This window comes from Prosthecobacter sp., from assembly GCF_044227185.1.
GTDB lineage: Bacteria > Verrucomicrobiota > Verrucomicrobiia > Verrucomicrobiales > Verrucomicrobiaceae > Prosthecobacter.
In genome coordinates this window covers 263690-289176 of record NZ_JBGAFO010000007.1, presented here as the reverse complement: position 1 = coordinate 289176, position 25487 = coordinate 263690, and the positions used below count along the sequence as shown (strand labels likewise).

The window sequence follows — 25487 nt, the reverse complement described above, 5'->3', positions numbered from 1 at the left end:
TTCGTCGCAGGCCTCCATAAAAAAGCGGCCGTAACTCCTTGAGTTCGAGCGTGCCATGCCGCCGGGCCGCCACGAGTTAAAAAAATACGTTTGTTAATTTTGTGCATTATCGATAAGTGCCCATCCCATGAAATGGATAGATTCAATCTCGAAGCGCGGTAGTGGATTCTCTTCGCAATCATCCACCCTTGATTACACATCATGAACATCCCCCGGCCAACGCAGAAGAGGACAGCCTGTTTACGCACCGTCGCGGGCTGGAGTCTCAAACATACTTTGATCGCGGTGACGGTTCTTGTCGTGACTGCACTGCTCATCTTGCTGTTCTTTTCGGGAGCGAAAAAGGCGCAGGCGCTCGGCAGCATGACAAAAACTTGCAGCAATTGCCGGGAGGTTCTGATCGCGCTGAACCGCTATGCGGTGGACCACGGCGGGAATTATCCGGACGGCGCTGATGCGAATGAAGCCCTGCGTGAGCTCGTCAGGCAGGCCTACATCACGGATGAGCGTGTTTTCTCCAGTCCGGTCAGCTTCGGAACGACCGACAATGTCATTGGCAGTGCGCCGGACTACAGCAAGGCATTGACCGAAGGTGAGAATCATTGGGCGATGACCAAGGGGGGAGGCGGCGGAAGTTCCGGCGCCATGCCCCTCATTTTCGAAAACCCAGTGTCCGCCGTGTGGCCGCCCCGATGGAGTGTGGCGGATGCCAACAAGCCGGTGCCAGGCCGGGCCTGGGAGGTCGGCCAGCTCGTCAGGCTCGATGCAAGGGGCGGGCAGCGCGAGCACTTGCAATATTCCACGCCGGCGGGCGAATGGACGGGCTATTGCATCATCGTCGGACGCAAGGACGGTTCATGTTCCAGCGAGCCGTTGGGAAATGCGGAGGCTGGCACCGCCACCGTGGCCTCTGATGAAATCAGCAAAAGCATTTTTGAGCAGGCCGGGCCCCAGGTGCTGCTGGACGCTGCAAAACCCGCATCACCCGTGGTGGCGGAGGTCAAACAGGGCGGCACGCAACAGATGCCGGAGCCTGTAAAGCCACAGGCGCCTGCGGCTGCAGAGGCCGCACAACCAGTGCAGGGTTCCGCCGCGACTCCGCGGAAGGGGGAGGTGTTCGTATCGATGAATAGTCCCACCAATAAGATCACTCTCATTTCAGATTCCGAGTGCGAGATGGAATTTCGGGATGGAGTCATCCTGGGGAACTACACTCTCGACGGAAATAAAATCAGGTTTGCGTTTACCGCCTTTGGATCAGCAAGGGTTAGCTATGCGGACATCTATCCGGATGGCCTCGTGATGACCACAGGAGGGCTGCATTCGAAGGGCGAAGTTTTGCTGAATGCGCTGGGCAGAAAGCAGAAAGAGGAGGCGGACCGCGCGGCTGAACTGGAGCTAAATCGGGTCAATAACGAGGGGCCGAAAATTCTGATCGGTCTCTGGAAAATGGCCGGGGATGACAGGGAGCCGGAAGTCATCATGTTCAACGCTGACGCCACATGGGCCCTGGTGGACTTGCAAAAAAGGGAGGCCGTCGTAAAAGGCCATTGGAGAATCGAAAATGGCGATCTCTCGAAGGGGCTGCTGCACGTCGGAATGTTCAACGCCGGCAAGATCCTGGAGCTGACCCAGGACCGCTTTGTTCTCCAGGCGGGGAATCGTAAAACCATTGCAACACGGCTGAGGGATGACACTCCAGCAAAGCAGCCGGAGGCCGAAGGCAAAATGCCTGGCGGGCCACCTGCTCAAAATCTGCCGCCCGCGGCTGATCAACAGTTCCAAAAACTGCTGATCGGAAGCTGGAGCCGTTACAACGAGCGCGTCGAGTACTTCGAGGATGGCAGATTTGTTCACCGGCCGAGCAGCGGAACTAGCGAGGAAGGTCAGTGGCAGCTCAAGGGTGGCGTGTTGCTTCACACAGGGAAAAATGGCGGGACGAAGTCGATGAAAATCGTCAATCTGGACGCCCGGGAGCTGGCGCTGGATCTCGGCGAAAATGGACCCAATATCTACTACAGCCGGGACGAACAGGCGGCTGGAACGGGCATGCCTTCAAACGGCTCGCCGGCCAGGGCCGAGCCGCCGGCGCCAGCGCCAGCCCCGCCGGTGCCCTCCGCGCGGATCACTGAGAATGATGTGCAGGTGTTCATCACCGCTCATCATGCGAAGAGTTCCCGCGGCGATATTGCTGGTCTGATCGCAGACTATGGCGAGATCGTTGTGTTCCTCGACAAAGGACAGGTGCCGCGCGCTTTCATCCAGGCGGAAGAGGAGAAGGATCGTGCCAAATGGCCGAAGGGTGGCGAACGCATCGTCGGACAGCCCGTTGTCGTGGAGTCGAACGGACACTGGGCAGCCACCTACATGATCGAGTTTTATCGTGAAAACGTCTCAGGGGCCTGGCTGAGTGGCAAGATCGACCTGCGGCTGACAATGCGTGTGGATGGCCAGCGGCTGTTGATCTCGGCACAGGAGGCCAAGGTGCATGACCTTAAGAAAGGCAAAGGGCGATAAAAAGAAACAGGATTCGCTCCTCTCGCTCCTGCCGCTGCCTTAGGCCCGCTTCGGCGGCACCACGAACAGCGGCACCGTGGCCTTGTGCCGCACCGCGTCGATCGTGCTGCCGTGGATGATGTCCCCGATGAGCCGGTGCCCGTGGGAGGCCAGCGCGATGAGGTCGATCCGCTCTTCGACGGCGACCTTGAGGATCTGGTCCGGCGGCTCCCCGAGGACGAGGCGGATGTTCACCGTGAGGCTGGAGTCGGCGCGCAGCCTGGCGGCCGTGGCTTCCAGGTAGCTCAGGTCCTGCTTCATCTCTTCGGATTCGGCGAGCTTGAGCTGGTCGAAATTGCGCGCGGCCCAGCCGTCCGCCACGTGTACGAGGAGCAGCTCGCTCTGCATCAGCGTGGCCAGCGCGGTGACGGCAGGCAGCAGCTCCTGATCGGAGGCGCCAGTGTCGAGGGCGACGAGAATTTTGCGGTACATGGCGTTAGATTCCGAGGGCGTTGATCCAGGACTGCGGGGCGAAGAAATCGAAGAGCAGTTTGAAATTGAGCACGATGATCACCACGGCGCTGATCCAGGCCAGAACCTTGATCCACACGGGGTTGGCAAAGCGGCCCATCTTGGCCTTTTCATCCGTGAAGCGCAGCAGCGGCACCACGGCAAAGCTCAGCTGCATGGAGAGGATGACCTGGCTCCAGATGAGAAGATTGGTCGTTTCATCCTCGCCAAAAAAGCCAATGACGCACACAGCGGGCACCACGGCGATGAGCCGCGTGATCAAACGCCGCAGCCACGGCTTGAGCCGGATGTTGAGAAAGCCCTCCATCACGATCTGCCCCGCCAGCGTTCCGGTCAGCGTGGAGTTCTGCCCGCTGGCCAGCAGCGCCACCGCAAACAGCGTGCTCGCCACCCCGACTCCGAGCACCGGACTGAGGAGCTGGTAAGCCTCCTGGATTTCCGCCACGTCATGGTGGCCCGTGGAGTGGAAAGCCGCCGCCGCCACGATGAGAATCCCGCCATTGATGAAGAGCGCAAACATCAGCGCAAAGGTGGAGTCGATGGTGGCAAACTTGATCGCCTCCGCCTTGCCTTCGTCATTGCGCTCGAAATTCCGCGTCTGCACGATCGAGCTGTGCAGGTACAGATTGTGCGGCATCACCGTCGCTCCCAGGATGCCGATGGCCACAAAAAGCATCTCCCGGTTCTTCAAAATGGATGCGGAGGGCACAAATCCCGTGGCAATGCCGCCGAGGTCCGGCCGGGCAAAGAACATCTCCGCGGCAAAGCAGCCGCCGATCGTGAGGATGAGCGTGATGACGAGCGCCTCCACATAGCGGAATCCGCGGTTCTGCAGCAGCAGCACGATCATCACATCCAGCGTGGTGATCACGCAGCCCCACACCAGCGGGATGCCAAAAAGAAGCTGCAGCCCGATCGCGGAGCCCACCACCTCGGCCAGATCGCACGCGGCGATGGCCGCCTCGCACAGAAACCACAGCACCCACACGACGGGCTTCGGATAATGATCCCGGCAGGCCTGCGCGAGATCGCGGCCGGTGGCCACGCCCAGCTTCACACACAGGTGTTGCAACAGAATGGCGATGAGGTTTGAAATCAAGATCACCGACAGCAGCGTGTAGCCGTAGCGCGCCCCGCCGGCGAGGTCCGTGGCCCAGTTGCCAGGATCCATGTAGCCCACCGAAACCAGAAAGCCGGGCCCTGCATAAGCCAGCATTTTCCGCCAGAAGGAGCCGCCCTGCGGCACCGCAATGGACCGGAAGACTTCGGGCAGGGATTCAGCTCCGCGCGAGCGCCAGCCGGTGTCAGGAGTGTTTTCCATGGGTATGGGTCAGGAGTTTAAAAGCGGAAAGAGACGCCTACAAAGGGATTCAGAGTTTGGCGACCGTTGAAAAACCAGTTGATCCCGGCGTCAAATTTCAGGTTCGGAGTCACGAGGTATGTCAGACCGCCGTCGAAGGAAGACTGCAGGTAGCGCCGCCCGTCGTCATTGAGCCAGCCCTGGTAGGTCTCCACGTAAAAGGCCAGCTTCTCCGTGAGGTCGCGCCCCACCGCCAATGTAAAGGCCGGCTCAAAGCAGTGTTTACGCTCCTCCGTCGCCGCCATCGCCAGAAAGAGGCTGGAGCCCAGCTCCCACCCGCCGCCGATGTCCAGCTCCTGGTTGATCGTCAGCCCATACTCCCAGCACGCGCACCCAAAGCCGGCGGTGGCCACCGGGGCCTTCACCCAGGGAAGTAAAGCGAGCGCATAGGGCCCGCTGTCATTGCCCACAAGATTCGTTTTCATGCGCAGGGAGAGATCGCCCCGGCCGCTGCTTTTGTCGGTCAGAAACCCATCGGAATCCTTCGCCCGGTGCAGCAGCCGCGGCGCCCAGCCGATCTGCACGTCCGTGTTGTGCGTGATCCCATACTTCAGCAGAAAGTCGCACAGTGAGGTGTCCTGCGTGTGCTCGTCTCCGCCATACGTGCGGCTGAAGGAGACCAGGTTGCTCTCCACCTGAAACCACCCTTTCGGCACGCTGCAGGCGGACTCCGTCTGGTCCGGGCGGTCCGTGCTCAGGGGGCGCACGCTTTTTTTCTCCATCACGATCACGTCATCCGCCGCTCCCAGGGAGCTGGCTGCGGCGGCGATGCACAAGAGGAGTGTGTTTGGCATTCCTAACTGAATTAGCTTGGACTAACATTCTTTGCAAGGGCGAATACGGCTTTCTTCGTTGATCCCCTCCCGCTGCGCTCCATTTTGACCAGCCCATGTCCGCCAAACGCAAGGAACACACCAGCCATCTCGGTTCTCCCGCCATCGAGGATTACCTCGAGCAGATCCACAATCTCATCACCGCCAAGGGCTACGCCCGCGTGGTGGACATCGCCAAAAACCTCGACATCTCCCAGGCCAGCGTGACCAACATGATCCAGAAGCTGGATGCCGAGGGCTTCGTCGTGTACGAGCGCTACCGCGGCGTCATTTTGACCGAGGAAGGCAGCAAGGTCGGCGCTGAAATCGCACGCCGCCACGAGGTCCTCACGCGGCTGCTCGCGGGCTTCGGCCTCGATCCCAAGACCGTCCACGAGGACGTGGAGGGCATGGAGCACCACATCAGCCGCCAGACCCTGGATGTGCTGACTCTCCTGATGGAGGAGCTGGAGGGGAATGCCGTTTTAATGCGCAAACTGAAGCGCAAGCTGGCGAACCTCGCGTGACTAGGCAGGGGCGACTAAAGGACTGACTTGTAACGTTTAAAGAAAGAATTAAAAGCTTGTGATAGTCACCATGACAAGCTTTCGTTAAGTCACGCGTCCGACCCATCCCAACCATGCGCTGGTGCCTGTACATCCCATCCATCCTCATCATGCTCGCGCTCGGCGCGGAGCTGTGCGCGATGTATGATGCTGGCATGGTGAAAGACCCCGCGCGGCTGGTCTGCATCCTGGATGACGATGACACGGAGCTGAAGGAAAGCGTGCTGAAAAAGCACTCCCTCCCGGACTCTGTCCCTTTCACTTTCGCAGACATGCAGCTCATGATCCGCTGGGTGCAGGCGGAGACCGTTTCGCCGCGCCGAGGCGCGGGCGCCTTGGAGTCCCCCCCGGGAATGCGCCGTCACCGGTGGTTGTGCAGGGAATGCTGTTGAAATGGGCATGGGGAATGCTGCTGAGCAGGCAGTGTTCGTTTCCCTCTGCCTTCATTCACAGTCGCGGTTGATCAGGTCCGGTCTCCCTGCCCTCCCGCCTTGGTTTGTTCTTTCCCGAGATCCCCATCCTCCACCCTTGCATCCATCATGAATACTTCCCTCTCCATCCTCTTCAGCCTCCTGTTTGCTAGTGTCGCCTCGGCAGGTTCCATCATGCTTCAGGTCAAAGCCGACAGCGAAAACAAAACCGCCGACAAGAAAAAAGCCGAAGTCACGCAGGCCAAATGGCTCAATGTGCGCGTCACCAATCCCGGCCCCGTCAAACTGGAAGGCGCCATCCTGAAGTGGACCCTGTTCGCCTCCAATCTCCGCCGTGGTTCGGACACCATCGTGGTGGAGAAGTCCGGCGAGATCAAGATCACCGTGGATGGCAATGGCCGGTACGTGGACGTCGCCACTCCCAAGGTCGCCTTCGTCCACACCCCCATGCACACGGAAAGCACCGGCAGCGGCAGAAGGTCGCGGGCAAAGACCGTTGAAGAGTCCGGCCACCGCTACCACGGCTACTACGTGCAGATCATCAGTGGTGACACCGTTCTGGGCGAAGCCATCAGCAACGAAGCACTGCGCAAACAGCTCAGGTAAATAGTCCGTGTGTGTGTTTGGGGGGGGGCGTCCCAGGCCCTTCCAGCCACGCCTTTCTCTTTTCCTAGTCTTTCCGCTGTCAGGACTGCCGCCAGCCATCCGCGCGGCGTTCTGGCGGCTGGCATGTGAGCATCCGGTCACACAGGCCCCCACACACCTGCGCGGTTTAAAAATCCGTCCGCCATTTTTCGGTAATGATCATTTCCAGCCCGTTCCAGTTCTCGATCCAGCAAAACAGGAAAAGCCGTTCGCGCACGCGTCATCTCGTGGCGGCCACGGGTCAATGTGAAGAGTTTGTCAGATGCCGGTATTCACTGGACGGGGGGGCTTTTGTAGCGAACCGCCGACAATCATTGCGCGGGCCGGGGGGGGCATGTATGCTTCTTACTCATTTGTCGTTGAAAACGCTACATTCATGAAAACCTGCTTTTATCTTCTGCCGCTGCTGCTTTTCCTGGCTCATCACGCGGCCGCTGCGGACGCCCCCGCCGTCGCCGTGGCGGAAACCACCGAGGGTCCCTCGGCTGAGCGGCTGGCGGAGCTCACAAAGCTTTCTTCGCGGCGGGTTCCCATCAAGCTGGAGGACTATCTCGCCAAGGTGGCCGCCTCAAACCTCGGCTACGCCGCCCAGCGCTACAATGTGTCCGTGGCAGAGGCTGCGATCATGGCTTCAAAGGTGTTTAAAAATCCCGAGCTGCAGATCGGCAACATGCGGGACATCAGCAACAGCGGCGGTCAGAGACTGCCCGGCTTCTACAACGGTTACATCAATCAGACTTTTGAGCTCGGGGGCAAGCGCCGGGAGCGCCAGCTTGTGGCGCGGAAAAATTACGCGGCCGTCTCCTCCACTCTGCAGAGCTTCCTGCAAAACCTCCGCCTCGATGCCTCCGAGGCTTACGCGGAGGCCATCGCCATGGGGCAGGGCGCCGCACAGCTTCAGCGCACCGCCACCCTCCTGAAGGATCTTCTGCAGGCCCAGCAGGAGCGCCAGAAAGCCGGCGACATCAGCGATGTGGACCTTCTGCAGACCCGCGTCGAAGTCCGGCAGTTCGAGGCCGAGCTGCTCAAGGCCCAGGGACAGGCCACCAATGCCGAGCTCGGCCTCAATGCCTATCTCGGGCCGAAGTTTTCCAGCACCCACTGGCAGCCCGTGGGCACTCTGGATGTCACCCCTCAGAGCACGGACCTTTTCAAGCTCCTCTCCAGCGCCATCCGCAACCGCCCGGATCTCGTGGCCATGCGCCATCGGCGCGATGCCGCCGCGGAAAACATCAAGCTCGAAAAGGCCAACCGCGTTCCCGACCTGACCGTCGGCGTGGGCTGGACAAACAGCACCTACTCCGGCAACACCACCTCCCCTCAGCCAAACTACAACATGGTGGGCATGCAGTTTTCTCTCCCGCTTCCCATCTGGAACCGCAACAAGGCCGGCATCGCCTCCGCTCAGGCCCAGGCCAGCCAGGCGCAGCTCGAGCTGGATGCCGCCGAAGTGCAGGCCGGCGTGGATGTCCGCCAGGCCCTCTCCCTCTATGGCATCGCCCGTCAGCGCGTGGAGCTTTATCAGGCCGGCGCCCTGAAAGACGCGGACGCCGCCCTGGAAAAGCGCGTGCTCAGCTACAAGCGTGGCGGCTCCTCGCTCCTCGAGCTCCTGGATGCCCAGCGCAAGGCCAACGAGGTCTGGGAAAGCTTTTACAGCGCCCAGAGCGACTACGCCCGTGCGGTCATCGAGCTGCATCGCGCCGCCGGCATCTGGATCATCCACTTCTGACCTCTATCATCTCATGCACATCGTCAAACATTCATGGTGCCTGGTCCTGCTGCTGCTCGCCGCTTGCAAGCCCGCTCCCGTCGTGGAGAAGGATCCCTACCCGGTCCGCGTGGAAAAGAACCACCTGATTTTTACCGCCGGCGATCCCGAGCTCAAGGCCGTCCGCGCCCAGCAGGCCCAGGAGAGGGACACCGTCGTCCTGCACCTCACCGGAAAGCTCGTCTGGAATGAGGACGTCACCACCAATGTCTTTTCCCCGCTCGCAGGGCGCGTGGCCAGCATCAAGGGCGCGCGCGGTCAGAAGGTGAAGGTGGGGGACGAGCTCGCCCGCATCACCTCCCCGGATTTCGGGCAGGCCCAGGCAGACGCCGCCAAGTCCGAGGCGGACCTCGCCCTCGCAAAGCGCGTCCTGGAACGCACACGCGACCTGCTCAAGCAGGGCGTGCTCCCGCAAAAGGAGCTCGATGCGGCAGACACCGCCTTCCGTGACGCCCAGTCCGAGCGCGACCGCGCCGTGGAGCGCCTCGCCGTCTGGGGCGGCCGCGGCGGTGGCGATGTGAACGGCGCCTTTGCGCTGAAGGCGCCCATGAGCGGCGTCATTGTGGACCGCAATGTGCAGCCCGGGCAGGAGGTGCGCTCTGACGCCATGCTCGCCGGCATGGCCGTGGTGGCCGCGCCCATGTTCATCATCTCAGACCCTGAGTCCCTCTGGGTCCATCTGGATGTGAGCGAGCAGGATCTCTCCAATCTCCAGGTCGGGCAGAAGCTGGAGATCCGCTCCCGCGCCTATGCCGGTCAGGTTTTCCCCGGCGTGCTCACGGTCATCGGGCAGTCCCTGAATCCGGACACCCGCACCGTGGTCGCCAAAGGCACCGTCTCCAATCCCGACAAGCTTCTGAAGGCGCAGATGTACGTGGATGTGAACGTCATCACCCACGTGCCCAAGATGCCGCAGGTGTCGGTCAAGGCCGTCTTCCTGCGGGAAGGGAAGGCCTGCGTGTTCGTCCGCAAATCAGACAACGACTTTGAAATGCGCCAGATCACCACCGCCGCGGAGGATGCCGGGCATGTCTTCGTCAGCAAAGGCCTCGCCGCGGGTGAGGAGGTGGTCTCGGAAGGCGCCCTGGTTTTGGAGAGCCTGCTTGACGCCAATACCAGCACCGCCAGCGCGGGCGCCGGTGCGGAGAAGGCCGAACACTAACCGCCATGGGCACGCTCACCAAATACGTTCTCAAGCATCGGCCCATCGCCTTTGCGCTGATGATTCTCTTCGTGCTCGCCGGAGCGCTCGCCTTCAACCGTCTGCCAGTGGAGGCCTATCCTGACGTCACCAATGTCTCCGTGCAGATCATCACCCTCCTCCCCGGCCGTGCCGCAGAGGAGGTGGAGCGCCTCGTCACCGTGCCCATCGAGAACTCCATGAACAGCATTCCCAAGCGGTCCTCCATCCGCTCGGTCTCGCTCTTCGGCCTCTCCCAGGTCACCATCGTCTTCGAGGATGATGCGGACCGCGCCTACTGCCGGAACATGGCCTTCCAGCTCCTCTCCAGCGTCAGCCTCCCGCCAGATGCGGAGACCCGCCTCTCCCCGGACACCACGCCCGTCGGGGAGATCTACCGCTACACCCTGGACGCGCCAAAGAGCATGCTCTCCACCGAGCTGCGCGCCGTGCAGGACTGGATCGTCGAGCGCCAGCTCCGCACCGTCTCAGGCGTGGTGGATGTCATCGGCTTTGGCGGTGCCACCAAGCAGTATCAGGTCCTCATCGATCCGATGAAGCTCCTGTCCTATGACATCTCCCTGCGCCAGGTGCTTGATGCCCTCTCCGCCGGCAACAAAAACGCCGGCGGCGCCTACATCGAGCACGGCCCGGAAATGTTCATCGTGCGTGGTCTCGGCTTTGTGCAGTCGCTGGAAGACATCGGCCTCATCGCCGTGGAGACGCGCGGCGGCACGCCCATCCGCGTCAAAGACCTCGGGCGCGTCCTCATCGGAGAGCAGCTCCGCCTTGGCCGCGTCGGCCGCAACATCCCCGCGGAGCACTTCGAGCTCGATGACGCCATCGAGGGCATCGTCATGCTGCGCAAAGGCGAAAACGCCATGGAGGTCCTCGAGCGCGTGCGGGAAAAGATCGAGATCATCAACACCAAGTTCCTGCCCGCCGGAGTGCACATCCGCATGCACTACGACCGCACCAATCTCATCAACCGCACGCTGCACACCGTGCACAAGAACATGGCGGACGGCATCGGCCTCGTGCTGCTGGTGCTCATCATGTTCCTGGGCCTGGGAAACATCCGCTCCGCCCTCGTCGTCGCCGCCGTGGTCCCGCTCTCGCTGCTGGGCGCCTTCTTCATGCTGGATCTCCGCGGCATCCCGGCCAACCTCATCTCCATGGGTGCCATCGACTTCGGCATCATCGTGGACTCCGCCGTCGTGGTCATCGAGGACCTGCTCCGCATGATGCATGAGCGGCGGGAGAAAAAGGAGTCCCTCTTCAAGCTCCTGCCCAAGGCCGTCGGCCAGATGGGCCGCCCCATTCTCTTTTCCAAGGCCATCCTCCTCACCGCCTTCCTGCCGCTCTACACCATGCAGCGCGTGGAGGGGAAGATCTTCAAGCCCATGGCGCTCACCCTCACCTTTGCGCTCATCGCCGGCACCATTCTCGCCCTCACCATCGTGCCGCTGCTGGCCAGCTACGCGCTCAAGAAAGGGCCCGGCCCCCACGAGTCCTGGCTCGTTAAAATTCTTCTGCGCTTCTACCGCCCCTCGCTCACCTGGGCTCTCAATCATGGCCGCATGATCGTCCTCTGCGGTGTCGCCATGCTCGCGGTGGCGGGCGTTGTCTCCACCCATACCGGCACGGAGTTCCTGCCAAAGCTGGATGAGGGCTCTCTCTACATCCGCTCCTTCCTGCCGCAGACCATCTCCCCCTCCGAGTCGGCGAAGATGATGCGGCGCATGCGCGCCGTGCTCGCCTCCTTCCCGGAGTCAAAGTCCATCATCACCCAGAACGGCCGGCCGGACGACGGCACGGACGTCAACGGCTTCGATGTCGCCGAAACCTCCGTGGACCTCATCCCGCGTGAGGAATGGACGACCGCCCACGACCGCGACGGCCTCGTCAAAAAAATGAAGGCCCAGCTCAATGTCGAAGTCCCCGGCGTGCAGTTCCAGTTCAGCCAGATCATCGAGGACAACGTCAATGAGGCCATCTCCGGCGTGAAGTCAGAGCTCAGCGTGAAAATCTTCGGCGATGAACCCGAAAAGCTCCAGCAGCTTGCCGATCAGATCGTGGACATCCTCAACACCGTTCCCGGTGCCGCGGACGTGGGCACGGACCGCCTGATGGGTCAGCCGCAGGTGCAGATCGCCGTGGACCGCACCGCCATCTCCCGCGCCGGCCTTTCCATGGCGGACGTGCAGTCGGTCATCGAGACTTCCATGGGCGGTTCCGTGGCCACGAAGGTGCTCGAAGGCGAGCGTACCTTTGATCTCGTGGTCAAAATGATCCCGCGTTCCGTCGCCAGCATCGATGGCATCCGGCGCATTCCGGTCTCCGGCTCCGATGGCGAGCGACTCACCCTGGGCGCGGTGGCCTCCGTGGATGTGAAGCCCGGCTTCGCCCGCATCTACCGTGAAGAAAACGCCCGCCTCACCGCCGTAAAGCTGGCCGTGCGCGGGCGCGACCTCGGCACTCTGGTCGCTGAGGCGCAGCAGAAGGTGAACGCCCAGGTGGTCCTGCCCAAGGGCTTCCGCCTGGAGTGGACCGGCGCCTTTGAAAACCAGCAGCGCGCCGTGAAGCGCCTCATCCTCGTCGTGCCCATCACCCTCGTCGCCATTTTCTTCCTCCTCTTCACCGCCTTTGATTCCGCCAAGCTCGCCACCCTGATCCTGCTCAACGTTCCCTTTGCCGCCGTCGGCGGCATTCTCGTTCTGCCGCTCGCGGGGCTGGCCATGTCCGTGTCCGCCCTCGTGGGCTTCATCGCCCTTTTCGGCGTGTCGGTGCAGAACGGCGTGCTCCTGGTGGAGCGAATACGCGAGCTGCGCAAGGAGGGCATGCGCATGGCCGAGGCCGTGCGCGAGGGCTCCATCAGCCGTGTGCGCCCGGTGGTGATGACCGCCGCCATGGCCGCGCTGGGCCTCCTGCCCGCCGCCCTGTCCCACGCCGTCGGTGCGGAAACGGCGCGGCCCTTCGCCTGCGTCATCATCGGCGGCCTCGTCACCGCCACCCTGCTCACCCTCTTCATCCTTCCCGTGCTCTATCCCTTGTTTGATGCGGGGGAGGAGAGCCTGCACAGCAAGTATGTGCTCATCGAAGGGCCCCAGCAGCAGCCCTTCCTCTCCTTGCACAAGAAGAAAAGGCCCGCGGACACGGAATCGGACCCGTCAGATGAGCCGCCCGCGGGGCCAGGCCCGGGGCCGGGGTGATTTTTTTCATGCTGGCATGTCCCTGCGGGCCGTGGTAGCCTCCCGGACTTCCGCCATGAACGCCCACCGCCATGAATCCACGCCTCTCGTCAGGCTGGTGCATTTGCTGCTGCTGGCTGGCTGGCTGCTTTCCTCCCATGGGGTCGCGCCGGCTGTCTGCCTGGCGGCTGCGGTGCTGGATGGTGACCATGCGGTCAAGGTGGGGCGCGCCCGTGACGGCTCCCTCACGGTGGTGCTTTCCCATGAGGGAAAGTCCTGCTCCGAACTCATGGCTCATCAGCACGACGCGCTTTGCCGGATGCTGGTGGCTTTTGCCAAAGCTCCCGCCTCCGGCGCTGAGGACCATGTGCTGGCCTTCAAGCCGGTGAATGACGCTTCACGCACCCACCGCCCTCTGCCATCCATGGGAACTGTTGGCAAGGCGTCAGCGCCCTTGCAGGTGCTCGCTTTCAATCCCTTTAAAACGCCCGCTGCCAGCCACGCGGGCGCGCCGGTGCGCAGAGACCCGTGGTCGCGTGAGATCGCGCTGAAGCCGCTCAGGACAGTCATGCGCTGTTGAGAAAGAAAGGTCGGGTTGTTCCCGGGTCGTCTTGGACGGCCGGCGGGCGGTCATGCCGGAGTGAGTCCGTGCTGCCCATCATTCATCATCCTTTCCTTTTCACGTGCCATGAAACCTTCAGCTTTAATTTCCTGTCTTCTTGTCTGCTTCCCGCCCGCCATCAGCCATGCGGTGCCCGTTTCCGTCAATTCTTTGGTGGTCAAAGCCCTCGCCACGCATCCGGAGCTGCTCTTCTACGAAGCCCAGATCGACGTCGCCCAGGGCGGCAAGACCAAGGCCGGCGAAGTCAAAAACCCCGACTTCATGATCGGCGTGGGCAACTGGCGCCTCCGTGATCTCGCCACCAACTACGTCACCGACGGCCCCACCTGGGCCGTGCAGCTCACGCAGACCTTTGAGTGGCCCGGCCGCCTCTCGCTGCGCAAGGCCATCGCGCAGAAGGACATCGAGCTCGCCCAGCTTGGCTTCGCCCAGTTTCGCTCGGCGCTCGCCGGGCGCGTGCGCACCATTGCCTGGAAGCTCCTGGCTGCCCAGGAGCAGACGCGCGCGGCGGACGAGGTGGCAAAACGCTTCCAGGCTCTCGCTGCCGTTCTCCTGCAGCGCGATCCCGCCGGCGCCGCCCCCCGCCTGGAGGCCCGCATCATCCAGGCCAGCGCCCTCACTCTCGGGGCGGAGGCCACCCTGGCGCGCAACGAGCTCGCCGCCGCCCGCTTTGAGCTCAACCAGCTTCTCGGTGAAAAGGCCGAGCATCCGCTGGAGCTGCGCATGGAGGATCTCGTGCTGAGCCCGCCGCCGCCGCTTGAGTTGCTGCTCGCCGAGGCTCGCCGCAACAACTTCGCGCTGCGCTCCCGCTTTGTGGACGTGGAGCAGCAGGGCTACCATGTGGCGCTTGCCAAAAACGAGCGCTGGCCTTCCATCACCGTGCAGACCTACATGCAGAAGCAGACCACGCTCACCCGCGAAACCCAGGTCGGCATCGGCGTTTCCATCCCCCTCCCGCTCTGGAACCGCAACAAGGGCGCCATCGACGCCGCAAAGGCCAAGGAGATCCAGGCCGAGGTCATGCTCACCGCGCAGATGCGCCAGCTCGAGCGCGACGTCGCCGCGCAGGCCAGCCACTACCGCCTCCATGCCGAGGAGCTGGCCAAATGGCCGCCGGATACCCTGGAAAGCTTCCGCAAGGCCGCGGAGGAGGCCGACGAGCACTACCGTCTCGGAGCCCTGCCACTGTCCACTTACACGGAGCTCCAGCGCCAGTACATCTCCGCCGTCAAGGCCGTGCTGACCTCGCAGCTCGGCGCGGTGGATGCGCGTCTGCAGCTCGAACAGCTCACCGGAAGTTCGCTCGCGAAGTAGCCCCTGCCTCATCAGAACCTGCTCCTTGCGGCTATGCTGAACTTCATTCTCGACTTCTCCGTCCGCCAGCGTGCCCTCGTGCTGCTGGGGGCTTTCTGCCTGCTCGGTGCAGGTTTGTATTCTCTCATGCACCTGCCCATCGATGCCGTGCCGGATCTCACCGGCCCGCAGGTGCAGGTAAACGTCGCCGTGCCTGCACTCGCACCCGAGGAGTCAGAGCGCGCCGTCACCCGTCCCATCGAAATGGCGCTCTCCGGCATGCCTGGCGTTCTTGAGTCCCGGTCGCTCACCAAGTTCGGCCTCAGCCAGGTCACCATTCAGTTCGAAGACGACACGGACATCTTCCGTGCCCGCCAGCTCGTCACCGAGCGCCTCACCGCTGTCATGCGTGAGCTGCCGCCGGGCAGCGCCCTCAGCCTTGCCCCCATCAGCACCGGCCTCGGCGAAATCTTCTACTACACCCTTCACTGGAAAAAGGGGGCGAAGGAAAGGCCCGCCGATGAACGCGAAGGCCTCATGCGCCTTTGGGAAACGCACGAGTACGTCGTGAAGCCCCACCTCCGCGTCGTGCAGGGCGTCGCTGAGATCAACAGCAACGGCGGCCACCAGCGCCAGGTCACCGTCGAGCCCATGCTCGACAAATTGAAGGCCGCCAACATGACCTTCGGCGAGCTCGCGGACATCATCCGTGGCAACGTCGAAAACGCCGGTGGCGGCGTCATCAGCCGCGATGGCGCGCAGCTCACCGTCCGCAGCGTGGGCCGCGTCAGCACGGCGGAGGAAATCGCAAAGCTCCCCATCAAATTCGGCGCTGCCATCGCCCCCTTGCGCGTGGAGGACGTCGCTCATGTCCAGTGGGGCTCCGGCTTTCGTGGCGGTGCCGCCACCATGGACGGCGAGGAAGTCGTCCTCGGCACCGTCATGATGCTCATGGGGCAGAATGCCCGTGTCGTCTGCCACCGCGTCGCACCACGCCTCGAAGAATTGCGCGACAAGCTCCCCCCCGGCATGGATCTCACCGTCGTCTATGAGCGTTCCGATCTCGTCGAGGCCACCGTCGGCACGGTGGAAAAAAATCTCGTCGAAGGGGCCGTTCTCGTCATCGTCGTCCTCCTCGTTCTGCTCGGCAACTGGCGCGCCGCCCTCATCGTCGCCCTCGCCATTCCGCTCTCCTTCCTCTTCGCCATCTGCGGCATGGTCCAGGGCGGCTGGTCTGGCAATCTGATGAGCCTCGGTGCCGTTGATTTCGGCCTCATCATTGATGGCGCCGTCGTCATGGTTGAAAACATTGTCCGCCGCATCGGCCTCAGGCAGCATCACCTCGGCCGCGTGCTCACCAGCGAGGAGCGCTCGCGTGAAGTCCTCGCCGGCAGCAGGCAGATGGCCAGCCCCATGTTCTTTGGCGTGCTCATCATCACCATCGTCTATCTTCCCATTCTCACCCTCACCGGCGTTGAGGGGAAGATGTTCCGCCCCATGGCTGTGACCGTCATCCTCGCGCTGGCCGGCGCCCTGCTCCTGGCGCTCACGCTCATGCCCGCCATGTGCTCTTTCTTCCTCGGCGGCAATGTCGCTGAAAAGGAAAACTGGATCATCGCCGCTCTCAATCGCGTGTTCCAGCCCATGCTCCGCGCGGCCATCCGGTTGCGCTGGCTGGTTGTCCTCGCCGCCGTCGGTTTCTTTGCCTTTTGCGGCTGGCGCTTCACCACTCTCGGTGCGGAGTTTGTGCCCAAGCTCGACGAAGGTGCCATCGCCATGATGGCCTACCGCGAGGTCGGCATGAACCTCAATGAATCCCTCAGCCAGGACCTCGCCATCGGCAAATTCCTGCGCGAAAAATTCCCCCAGATCACCCGCTTCTACTCCCGCATCGGCACCAGCGAAGTCGCCACCGATCCCATGCCGCCCAATGAGACCGACATGTACGTCTTCTACAAGCCCGTCGCCGAATGGCCCCAGGGCCCGGGCCTGCCCCGCACCAAGGAGGAGCTCATCAAAGCCATCGATGTCGAGGTCAACAAGGTCTATCCAGATCAGAACTTCAAGTTCGGCCAGCCCATCGAAACCCGCTTCAACGAGATGATGGAAGGCTCCAAGGCGGAGCTCACCCTGCGCATTTACGGCATCGACTTCGATGTGCTCGACCGCCTCGCCACGCAGATCAAGGGCATCCTCGAAACCACGTCCGGCGGCGAGGCCGAACTCGAAACCGACGGCCGCCCCAGCACCGTCATTCTCCAGGTGAAACGTGAGATCCTCACCAAATACGACATCCCTCTCGCCGAAGTGAACCGCGCCGTATCCGCCGGTCTCGGCGGCGAAGTCGTCGGCCAGGTGGTCGAGGGCATTCGCAAGCGCGACATCGTCGTGCGTCTGCCAGAGGCGCAACGCTCCAAAGAGGACATGATCAAAGGCCTGCCGCTGCGTGTCGGCGACTTCGGCATGCTCACCCTGGGCGAAGCGGTGGACATCCGCACCGAGAAAACCGTCGAGCCCATCCGCCACAATCGCACCCAGCGTCGCGCCGCCTTGCTCGTCGGCGTCTCAGGTCGCGACATGGAAGGCTTCGTCAACGAGGCCAGCAAACGCATCAAACAGGAAGTGCAGTTGCCCGAAGGCTACAGCTTCGAATTCGGCGGCACCTTTAAAAATCTCCAGGAGGCACGCGCCCGCCTCCTCATCGTCGTGCCCACCGCCCTCGCGCTGATCTTGATGCTCATCTTCTTCGCCTTCGGCAGCATCCGCCAGACCTTCCTCGTCGCCACCGGCATCCCGCTCGCGCTCACCGGCGGCATCATCGCCCTGTGGCTGCGCGGCATGCCCTTCAGCATCACCGCCGCCGTCGGCTTCATCGCCCTCAGCGGCGTCGCCGTCCTCAATGGCCTCGTGCTCGTGAACTACTTCAACGAATTGCGCGAGGAAGGCATGAGCGTCCGCGATGCCGTCCTCAACGGCGTCGCCACCCGTCTGCGTCCCGTCATGATGACCGCCCTCGTCGCCGCCCTCGGCTTCGTCCCCATGGCCCTCGCCCACGGTGCTGGTGCGGAGGTGCAGCGTCCGCTCGCCACCGTCGTCATCGGCGGCATCATCAGCTCCACCCTCCTCACCCTCCTTCTCCTCCCCATGCTCTACGACTGGATCGAGCGCCGCCCCAAATCCTAGGGGTGTTTGAAACCGGGTGCAAGGCGGCGAACCAAAGCGCCTTTGGAGCGCGGGCCTCCGAGCCCGCAGCACTCCGCTGCATGCAGCAGTTCCGCTTCTCCCTTTCAGTTTCTCACACGCACTCGATTGGCGCTGCTCTGCGTATTCCGTGTGTTCCGTAGGCACTCAAATCCGCGATCTCATGCGGTGTTAAATCAGCGCCGCAATCGGCACACCACGCCGCCCTCCCGTCCCGCCATAGATGTTAAAACTCCCGCCATTCCCGGCGGAGATGACTTCCTGCGGCGACACCCCCAGCAGCGCCCCGATCGTCGCGTGAAAATCAAGCACCGTGACCGGGTTCTCGATCACATGCGTCCCGGTCTCATCCGTCTTCCCATACGCCTGCCCTCCCTTCACCCCACCTCCCGCGATGAACGAGGAAAACGCGATGGGATGATGCCCCCGCCCGGTCTTTTCAATCTTTGGCCCGCGCCCAAATTCCGTCGTCAGCACCACCAGCGTGCTCTCCAGCAGGCCGCGCTCCTCCAGATCCTCCAGCAGCGTTGCCACCGCGTTGTCCACCACGCTGGAGAGATACTCCACCTTCGGAAAATTGTCGTCATGCGTGTCCCACCCGCCCAGCTCCACCTCGACAAATTTCGTCCCCCGCTCGATCAGCCTGCGCGCCAGCAGCAGGCCCTGCCCGAAATAATCACCGCCATAGTCCTCGATCTGCCCGCTCTTTTCCTGCGTGATATCAAACGCCTCCAGATCCTTGCTCGTCATCAGCTTGATCGCGTCCGCATACGCATCCCCGTGGGCTTTGACATCCGCCATCGGGTAGCGGCTCAGGAAGTCGCCATTGAGCTTCTCCGCCAGGCTGTTGCGTTTGCGCAGGTTCGTCATCGAGTCCCCGCTCTGCAGCTTCGTGTGCTCCAGCCCCTTGCTCGCATCCAGCACCGGCACCGGCGCATACCGCGCATCCATGAATCCACTGCCAGGATGTCCCGCCAGCCCCGCCAGACGAATGTACGGCGGCAGCGTCGAGCTCCCCTGCGTCACCTGTCGCGCCACCCACGAGCCCAGCGCGGGATGCCGCACAGATGCCGACACCTCATGCCCCGTCAGCACCTTGTACACTCCCGGCTCATGCGCCCCCTGCGTGTGGTGCAGCGACCTCACCACCGCCAGCTTTTTGGCGTTGTCCGCCAGCCGCGGAAAATACCCGGACAGCATCAGATCGTCCGCCTTGGTCTTGATAGTGCGCACCGGCCCTTGATGCCCCTCCGGCGCATCCGGCTTCGTGTCAAACGTGTCGATGTGGCTCATGCCGCCGCGCATGTACAAATAGATCACGTGGCTCGCGAACTTCGGCGCGCTGCTCTCCAGCGCACGCGCCAGACCCGCCGGTGGGATCAGGCTCACGCCCAGGCAGGTGCGCGCCATGCGTGAAACAAATTCACGGCGGCCAATGTCATCGAGACGGTTCAGGGAGTGCTTCATGGCAGGGAAGGGGAGAGAGTTATTTTTGAAACATGAATTCAGCCGTGGAGAGCAGCGTGCGCGCGAGCGCCTTCGCATTGCGTGTCTCTCCCAGCGTCTGCTGGCAGGCGTCCAGCTCCGCCTGCGTCGGCTCACGGGTCAGCACCGCCAGGAAGCACCCGCGCGCGGATTCCCGGATGTTGTTCAGCCCGCGCAGGCTGTCTGAGAGCGGACTTCCGGAACGCGCCACGTGGTCGAAGAAATCGCTGTTCAGCATCAGCAGCGCCTGCGGCACCGTGGTCGCGCTCCACGCATCGCCGATGTATTCGCGGCTGCCCTGGCCAAACATGCGCAGGAAGTGGCCGTCCGGCGTGGGCTGCGGCAGTTCGGAGGCGCGCTCCAGGCCGCCGCCGGCAAACTCCTGCGCCAGCTCCTTCCTCAGTCGCGCGCGCCGTTCCTCCGCCAGCATCTCGCGCTCCTCCAGATGCGCAATCTTCCGCGCCACCGCCGTGACGTCGGAGGCCTTTTTGGCCGCCACCGCGGCTTCAAACGCGGCCACGCCCGGCGCTTCAAAGTTCAGCTTCGCATCAATGTCCTTCACCGCCAGCGCCATCATGGAGTCCCACACCTGCTCGGCGCTGAGACGCCGCACCACCGGCCCGGGGAAGCGATACACCACCGTGGAGTCCTCCGGCGGCAGCCCGGCTTCGCGCTGGTACGCCTTCGTCAGGCAGAGGATGCGCAGGATCTGCCGCACATCGTACTTCGACTCACGCACCACATTCACCAAATACTGCGCCAGGTCCGGATTCGCGCAGTCCGCAATCTCACGCACCTGATCCACGCGTCCCGCAAACGGCACTCCGAACAATTTCGCCCACAGCCGGTTCGCCAGCGTGAGGCTGAAGCGCGTGTTGCCCGGCGCGGTCACCCACGCGGCCAGAGCATCCGCCGGGCGCGGCCCCGCGGGCGGAGTGTCGCCATACAGCATCGCGGCGGGAATCATGTCGCCGGGTTTGGCGTCCGGGTATTGATAATCGTCCGGCAGCCGCGCCAGCCCCCCCTCGCCATTCACCACGCCGGAGCCACCCGCCGCGCGCTGCAGCGAGAGCAGCGCATCCCGGATGCGTTCGTACTTTTGCTTCCGCTCATAGTCAAAGTTCATCTTGGGGTCCGCCAGCCGCGTGTAGTGCGCCACCGCTTCGCTGATGGCCTTTTCATCCACCGCGCCCACGCCATCATTTTCGGTGGCGGTTTTGATGCCCGAGGTCCACGCGAGGAACTGATGGTACTCCTTCCGCGTCCAGCGGCTGTAGGGGTGGTCATGGCACTGCGCGCAGGAAATCTGCGTGCCGAGAAACAGCGTCGCTGTGCTCTCGATGTTCGCGGCGCGGTTCTCCCCGTCGCGCAGGTAGTACCCCGCCGCCGGCGCGCGCCAGCCATAGCCCTCCGGACTCAGCAGCTCACGCGTCCACTGGTCAAAGGGCTTGTTGTCGCGCACGCTCTGCTTGATCCAGGCCAAATAAAAATCTCCCTGCACGCCCTCCGCCAGCTTGTCTCTCGCGCGCAGCAAATCGCACCAGTAGTTGAACATGTGGCTCACATGCCCGTTCGAGGCCAGCAGTTCGTTGATCAAACGTCCGCGCTTCCCGCTTTCCTTGGAAGCGGTGAAACGCCTCGCTTCCACGCTCGTGGGAATCCTGCCGATGAGATCCAGATACACACGCCGCAGCCACACAAGTTCGCTGGCAAGGGGGCGCGGCTCCTCCTGGTTCTTCGCCAGGTCCTGCTCGATGAGCTGATCAATCCGCGTCGCCACCGCCTGCAGTTGCGTCATGTCGATGGCCTCGTCCTTGGTCGTGATGGAAACCTCCTTCGCGTGCATGGAGGTCCACTCGCCAAAATTCGCCCCCTCCTCCACCCAGCGGCGGATCAGCTCCACCTCTTCGCGGCTCAGCGGCTTGCCATCATTCGGCGGCGGCATCAGGTCATCGTCCCCAGGTTTGCGGGAGATGGATTTCACCAGCGTGCTTTTCGCCGCCTTGTGCGGCAGCACCAGGTTCTCCGTCTGGCTCTTCTCGCGGATGGCCTCCAGATCATCCAGACGAATGCCCCCTTTCGGCTTCGCCAGCTTGCTGCTGTGGCACTCAAAGCACGAGCGCTCCAGGATCGGCAGAATCTGCCGCTCAAAGTCGATCTTGCCCTTCGCATCCGGAACCTCCACCGGCATCTCGGCGTTGGGCTTGGATGCCAGATTCATCGCGGGCACCATGCCGTTCTCCCTCTTCTCTGGAACCAAAGGCTCAGGAGTGGCGGCCACGGCGGGCTGAGGCATCACCGGCGGTGGCGCAGGTGCCGGAGCCACCGCCTTTTCTACCACGGCCACCTCCGCCTTCACCGGCGTCGGCACCGGCACCACCACGGGCGCCGGAGCAGGCAAGGGGAGAGCAGGCTCCATGACCACCACTTCAGGAGCCGTCCGCGGACTCGCAATGATCCGTCCCTCCCAAATCACGCGCTTGCCCGTGCGCTCCGCCACCACCGGCGCCAGCCCCAGCCCGAGAAACACCTGCGGCCACACCAGCGTACCGCCGATGAATCCGATCAGCACCGCCGCGGCTGCCGTCGTCCAGTGCGGCAGGCGGGTGAACCACCGGCGCCTCCTGCGCCTGATCGTCGCCTCCTCGATCCCGCGCATGAGATCATCGAGCAAGGCCCCGCTGAGGCTCGCCTCCACCGCATCCTGCAGCGCGGCCGGCGTGTCGCTCTTGTCCAGCAGCACGCGCAGCAGGGCGTCCATGCCCAGCTGCTGCTCCAGCTCCTTGAGCGTCTCCGGCTCGCTCATCAGCGGCCGCCACTCTTCATTGGAAAGCACGCCCTCCAGCGCCTTGTCGATGGCTTCGTCGTGGTTCATGCGGGTCGTTGCTCCAGGTGGGATTCAATGCACTTGCGCAGTTGCTGGCGCACCCGCATCAGCAGCGTCCGCACCGCCAGCGTGCTGCGCCCCGTTCGCTGGGCTATCTCCTCGCTGCTCAGTTGCGCCTCATAGCGCAGGTCCAGGATCGTGCGCTGGTGGTGCCGCAGCTTTTCCAGACACGCCGCCAGGTGGTCTGACTCGGCGCTCACCGGTTTGTCTGAAGCCTCCAGGGCCATCTCCCAGCGCACCTGTTCGGAGTAGCGCTCATGTTTGGCGCACTCCCGCGCGTAGGCCTTCAGCCGGTCGCGCAGCAGGTTGTGCGCGATGCTGCGCAGCCACGGCTGCATGGAGCCCTCGAAAAAATCCTCCATGTTTTGATACGCAAACACAAAGGCGTCATGCGCCACTTCATCGATGAGATCAGGCACCGGCGCCCGCAGCGCCAGAAAGCCCCGCAGCGCCTGCAGGTGCCGCTGCATCAGCAGCCGGAACGCGGCGTCGTCTCCCTGCACCACCTGTCGGGCCAGGGCGGTGTCTTGCGGAGCGGAGGAAGGCGTTGGGGAGTCCATGCAGCGTGGTTATGGACGCGCACCACCAAAGTGTGGCAGAAAAAATCAGAGAATGGTGCGAGCGGTCAAATCGCCCCCCCAGCTCGGTCAGCGATACCCAGGCGGAGGCGGCGGAATGCCCGCAGGCATGGAGGAGGTGCCATAGCCCGCAGGCGGCACCGAAGAAGGAGCCCGGTACGTCTTCGGAGCCGCTGGTGCCTTGTAAGTCGGAGCCTTGTAAGTCTTGGCGGGTGCCGTGCTGTAGGAAGGCGGCGGCGTGTTGTTGTAATAAGCCGGAGGCGCTGCGCTGTAGTTCGCGGGAGCCGGCGCGCCATAGCTTCCCTGAGGCGCGGTGCTGCCAGCCACGGTCTTGGCCGTCACCGTCACGTCCCCGAGCTGGTGATACGGTATCTGAATGTACTCGGCGGCGGCACGCGAGAGATTGATCACGCGGTTCGGATAGTACGGAAAGCGGTCGTTCACCGTCACGTTCACCGTGCGGCCGTTGCTGTTGTTCTTCACCTTCACCACCGTGCCAAAAGGCAGCGTGTTATGCGCCGCCGTCCAGCCCTGCGGCTGATAAATGGCCCCCGAGGTGGTGTATTGCCCCGCATACTGGTCGGCAATGTAGGACGCATATCCCCGCGCCTGGTAGGCGGGCTTGGCGCAACTGGCCAGCAGCGCGGTCAGCGCGATGGCAGGGAATCGAAGAAGCACGGAATATTTCATCATCTGCGGCCCCGGAGCATAACAGGATTGGCACGCGGCACAATCCTGCTCATCATCCGCGGGTGAAAAGAAAACGCCTCATGCTCGGCGCGGTCCTTCTGCTGGTGCCACCGCTGGCCGGATGGCTGGCGGCAGATCAGCTCGCGCATCCGTCGCGCAGGCCCCTCCAGGACTATCACCGGGAGTTTCTCGCCGATCCCGCGGCGCATGGCGTGCTGCTGAAATCCTTTACCTGCACAGATGGAACTCCTTGCCTCATGTGCGAGCCGCATCCCCAGGGCGTGCTGGGAAAGCGCGGCCAGGTGATCCGTGACCAGATGACGAAGAAGAGCCTCTCCCTGCCATCCCCTGGAAAAATCGCGGGCACCCTCGTGCTCGTGCATGGCCGCCACGGCCGGAAGGAGGACTACCTCCTCATCGCCGAGCGCTTCTGTGCCGTCGGCTTTCGCTGCATCCTGCTGGATCTCCCCGCTCATGGCGACCACCGCGGAGACACCGCTTGCTTTGGCGGAAAGGAGGGCCATCTCCCCGCGCTCGCGCTGAAGGAGGCCGCGGCAAAGTTCGGCTTTGATCCAAAACCTGCCGGCATCATGGGCATGTCCATGGGCGGCGCGGTCAGCGTGCGTGCGCTCGCGGAAAAAGACGCGCCATGGCGCGCCGCCGTGCTGCTTTCCACGTTCGACACGCTGGAGCATGTGGTCCGCCACCAGGCCGCAGGCTGGGTGGGCACATCACTCGGCTCCCTCTGGACCCGCATCACCGGCTGGTTTTATCAACGTCAGACGCAGATGGAACTCAGCGCGGCCAGTTCCCTTGCCTATGTGCCCGCGATCCAGTGCCCCGTCCTCGTTGCCCACGGCACCTCAGACCGCGTCATCCCCATCCAGTGCGGCCGTCTTCTCTACGCAGCCCTGCCTCCCGCCATCGAAAAGCGCTGGGTCGAAATCCCCGGCGCAGATCACGACAACGCTCTCATCACCGATTTCCCCATCTACGCCGAAATGGCCGAGTGGATGCTCCGCCACGTTCACCCATGACAGCCATGATACCATGATCTGTTCAAGACAGGTCTGTATTCGAATCATGCCGGCTTGTATCCCGAATAACGTGACGATCCGGCCGTAGGTCGGATGTGTTTGGCGTCGAGGGCACTCCAATGCCCGTAGGCACTCCGCCAAACCGTCCGCCCCCCCCCGCGCATCCACGACACCATTGCGCCCACCGCTCCCTCTCACGCGCCAGCGTCCCCGGACTGCGGCGCTTCAGCGCCCCTTTCGAACCACCCCTCGTCTTCCCGCTGCCCACTGCCCACTGCCCACTGCCCACTGCCCACTGCCCACTGCCCACTGCCCACTGCCCACTGCCCACTGCCCACTGCCCACTGCCCACTGCCCACTGCCCACTGCCCACTGCCCACTGCCCACTGCCCGCTGCCCGCTGCCCGCTGCCCGCTGCCCGCTGCCCGCTGCCCGCTGCCCGCTGCCCGCTGCCCGCTGCCCGCTGCCCGCTGCCCGCTGCCCACTGCTCCACTGCCCACTGCTCCACTGCCCACTGCCCACTGCCCACAGCCCACTGCCCACTGCCCACAGCCCACTGCCCACTGCCCACTGCACGAGTGGGCTGTCGCCTCCCATCCTGCGGTCCCGCACACATCGCTTCGTTTAAAGTCTCCGCTCAAGGACAGGTCTGTTCCCTTAGCCCCAAAGGGGCGTCGGACTCAGCCCAGGGCGCCGCGAGGAACGAGCAAGCCC

At 63.3% G+C, this 25487-nt stretch carries 18 protein-coding genes; 11 read left to right on the top strand and 7 right to left on the bottom strand.

The window, feature by feature from the left end; genetic code table 11:
- Nucleotides 1–201 precede the first annotated feature (201 nt).
- Nucleotides 202–2517: a hypothetical protein gene (locus tag ACILSQ_RS17985; RefSeq protein WP_395745034.1), complete on the top strand. Its 2316-nt coding sequence runs from the start codon at nucleotides 202–204 to the stop codon at nucleotides 2515–2517.
- A 39-nt stretch (nucleotides 2518–2556) separates the two neighbouring features.
- On the opposite strand, the gene ACILSQ_RS17980 is transcribed toward ACILSQ_RS17985, so the two are convergent.
- From ACILSQ_RS17980 to ACILSQ_RS17970, 3 genes are read right to left on the bottom strand one after another with little or no spacing between them, the layout of a single operon-like run.
- Entirely contained in the window at nucleotides 2557–2988 is a 432-nt protein-coding gene (locus ACILSQ_RS17980) for a universal stress protein (protein ID WP_395745033.1), read from the bottom strand.
- 4 nt (nucleotides 2989–2992) lie between these two features.
- On the bottom strand, nucleotides 2993–4348 hold the full coding sequence (locus tag ACILSQ_RS17975; protein WP_395745032.1) for an Nramp family divalent metal transporter: 1356 nt from the start codon (nucleotides 4346–4348) through the stop codon (nucleotides 2993–2995).
- A 17-nt stretch (nucleotides 4349–4365) separates the two neighbouring features.
- Nucleotides 4366–5181, bottom strand: coding sequence for a transporter (locus tag ACILSQ_RS17970; RefSeq protein ID WP_395745031.1), 816 nt, complete (start codon nucleotides 5179–5181; stop codon nucleotides 4366–4368).
- 95 nt (nucleotides 5182–5276) lie between these two features.
- Here ACILSQ_RS17970 and mntR point away from each other — a divergent pair, with 95 nt between their 5' ends.
- The 9 genes from mntR to ACILSQ_RS17925 all read left to right on the top strand — a co-directional run bounded on the left by mntR (nucleotide 5277) and on the right by ACILSQ_RS17925 (nucleotide 18078).
- Complete coding sequence (gene mntR, locus ACILSQ_RS17965) at nucleotides 5277–5726, top strand: transcriptional regulator MntR (protein WP_395745030.1); 450 nt, start codon at nucleotides 5277–5279, stop codon at nucleotides 5724–5726.
- Nucleotides 5727–5839: 113 nt separating this feature from the next.
- Nucleotides 5840–6157, top strand: coding sequence for a hypothetical protein (locus ACILSQ_RS17960; RefSeq protein ID WP_395745029.1), 318 nt, complete (start codon nucleotides 5840–5842; stop codon nucleotides 6155–6157).
- Between the two features lie 147 nt (nucleotides 6158–6304).
- Nucleotides 6305–6802: a hypothetical protein gene (locus ACILSQ_RS17955; protein WP_395745028.1), complete on the top strand. Its 498-nt coding sequence runs from the start codon at nucleotides 6305–6307 to the stop codon at nucleotides 6800–6802.
- A 415-nt stretch (nucleotides 6803–7217) separates the two neighbouring features.
- Nucleotides 7218–8570 carry a TolC family protein gene (locus ACILSQ_RS17950; protein WP_395745027.1) on the top strand — a complete coding sequence of 451 codons (1353 nt, stop codon included), beginning with the start codon at nucleotides 7218–7220 and terminating at the stop codon, nucleotides 8568–8570.
- A gap of 13 nt (nucleotides 8571–8583) precedes the next feature.
- Nucleotides 8584–9771 (top strand): efflux RND transporter periplasmic adaptor subunit, encoded by a 1188-nt coding sequence (locus ACILSQ_RS17945; protein ID WP_395745026.1) that lies wholly within the window; start codon nucleotides 8584–8586, stop codon nucleotides 9769–9771.
- 5 nt (nucleotides 9772–9776) lie between these two features.
- Nucleotides 9777–13001, top strand: a complete 3225-nt coding sequence (locus tag ACILSQ_RS17940; RefSeq protein ID WP_395745025.1) for an efflux RND transporter permease subunit — start codon at nucleotides 9777–9779, stop codon at nucleotides 12999–13001.
- 55 nt (nucleotides 13002–13056) lie between these two features.
- Nucleotides 13057–13560 (top strand): hypothetical protein, encoded by a 504-nt coding sequence (locus ACILSQ_RS17935; RefSeq protein WP_395745024.1) that lies wholly within the window; start codon nucleotides 13057–13059, stop codon nucleotides 13558–13560.
- Nucleotides 13561–13668: 108 nt separating this feature from the next.
- Nucleotides 13669–14916: a TolC family protein gene (locus ACILSQ_RS17930; protein ID WP_395745023.1), complete on the top strand. Its 1248-nt coding sequence runs from the start codon at nucleotides 13669–13671 to the stop codon at nucleotides 14914–14916.
- Between the two features lie 33 nt (nucleotides 14917–14949).
- Entirely contained in the window at nucleotides 14950–18078 is a 3129-nt protein-coding gene (locus ACILSQ_RS17925) for an efflux RND transporter permease subunit (protein WP_395745022.1), read from the top strand.
- Nucleotides 18079–18267: 189 nt separating this feature from the next.
- On the opposite strand, the gene ACILSQ_RS17920 is transcribed toward ACILSQ_RS17925, so the two are convergent.
- From ACILSQ_RS17920 to ACILSQ_RS17905, 4 genes are all read right to left on the bottom strand, one after another.
- Nucleotides 18268–19563, bottom strand: coding sequence for a DUF1501 domain-containing protein (locus tag ACILSQ_RS17920; protein ID WP_395745021.1), 1296 nt, complete (start codon nucleotides 19561–19563; stop codon nucleotides 18268–18270).
- Nucleotides 19564–19582: 19 nt separating this feature from the next.
- Nucleotides 19583–22456, bottom strand: a complete 2874-nt coding sequence (locus ACILSQ_RS17915) for a DUF1549 domain-containing protein (RefSeq protein ID WP_395745020.1) — start codon at nucleotides 22454–22456, stop codon at nucleotides 19583–19585.
- The gene (locus ACILSQ_RS17910; RefSeq protein WP_395745019.1) at nucleotides 22453–23028 is read right to left on the bottom strand and encodes an RNA polymerase sigma factor; all 576 of its coding nucleotides are present in this window, start codon (nucleotides 23026–23028) and stop codon (nucleotides 22453–22455) included. Before ACILSQ_RS17910 ends, ACILSQ_RS17915 begins: the two co-directional genes overlap by 4 nt.
- Before the next feature lie 87 nt (nucleotides 23029–23115).
- Entirely contained in the window at nucleotides 23116–23739 is a 624-nt protein-coding gene (locus ACILSQ_RS17905) for a septal ring lytic transglycosylase RlpA family protein (RefSeq protein ID WP_395745018.1), read from the bottom strand.
- Nucleotides 23740–23798: 59 nt separating this feature from the next.
- Here ACILSQ_RS17905 and ACILSQ_RS17900 point away from each other — a divergent pair, with 59 nt between their 5' ends.
- Nucleotides 23799–24773, top strand: coding sequence for an alpha/beta hydrolase family protein (locus tag ACILSQ_RS17900; protein WP_395745017.1), 975 nt, complete (start codon nucleotides 23799–23801; stop codon nucleotides 24771–24773).
- The last annotated feature ends 714 nt before the right edge of the window (nucleotides 24774–25487 follow it).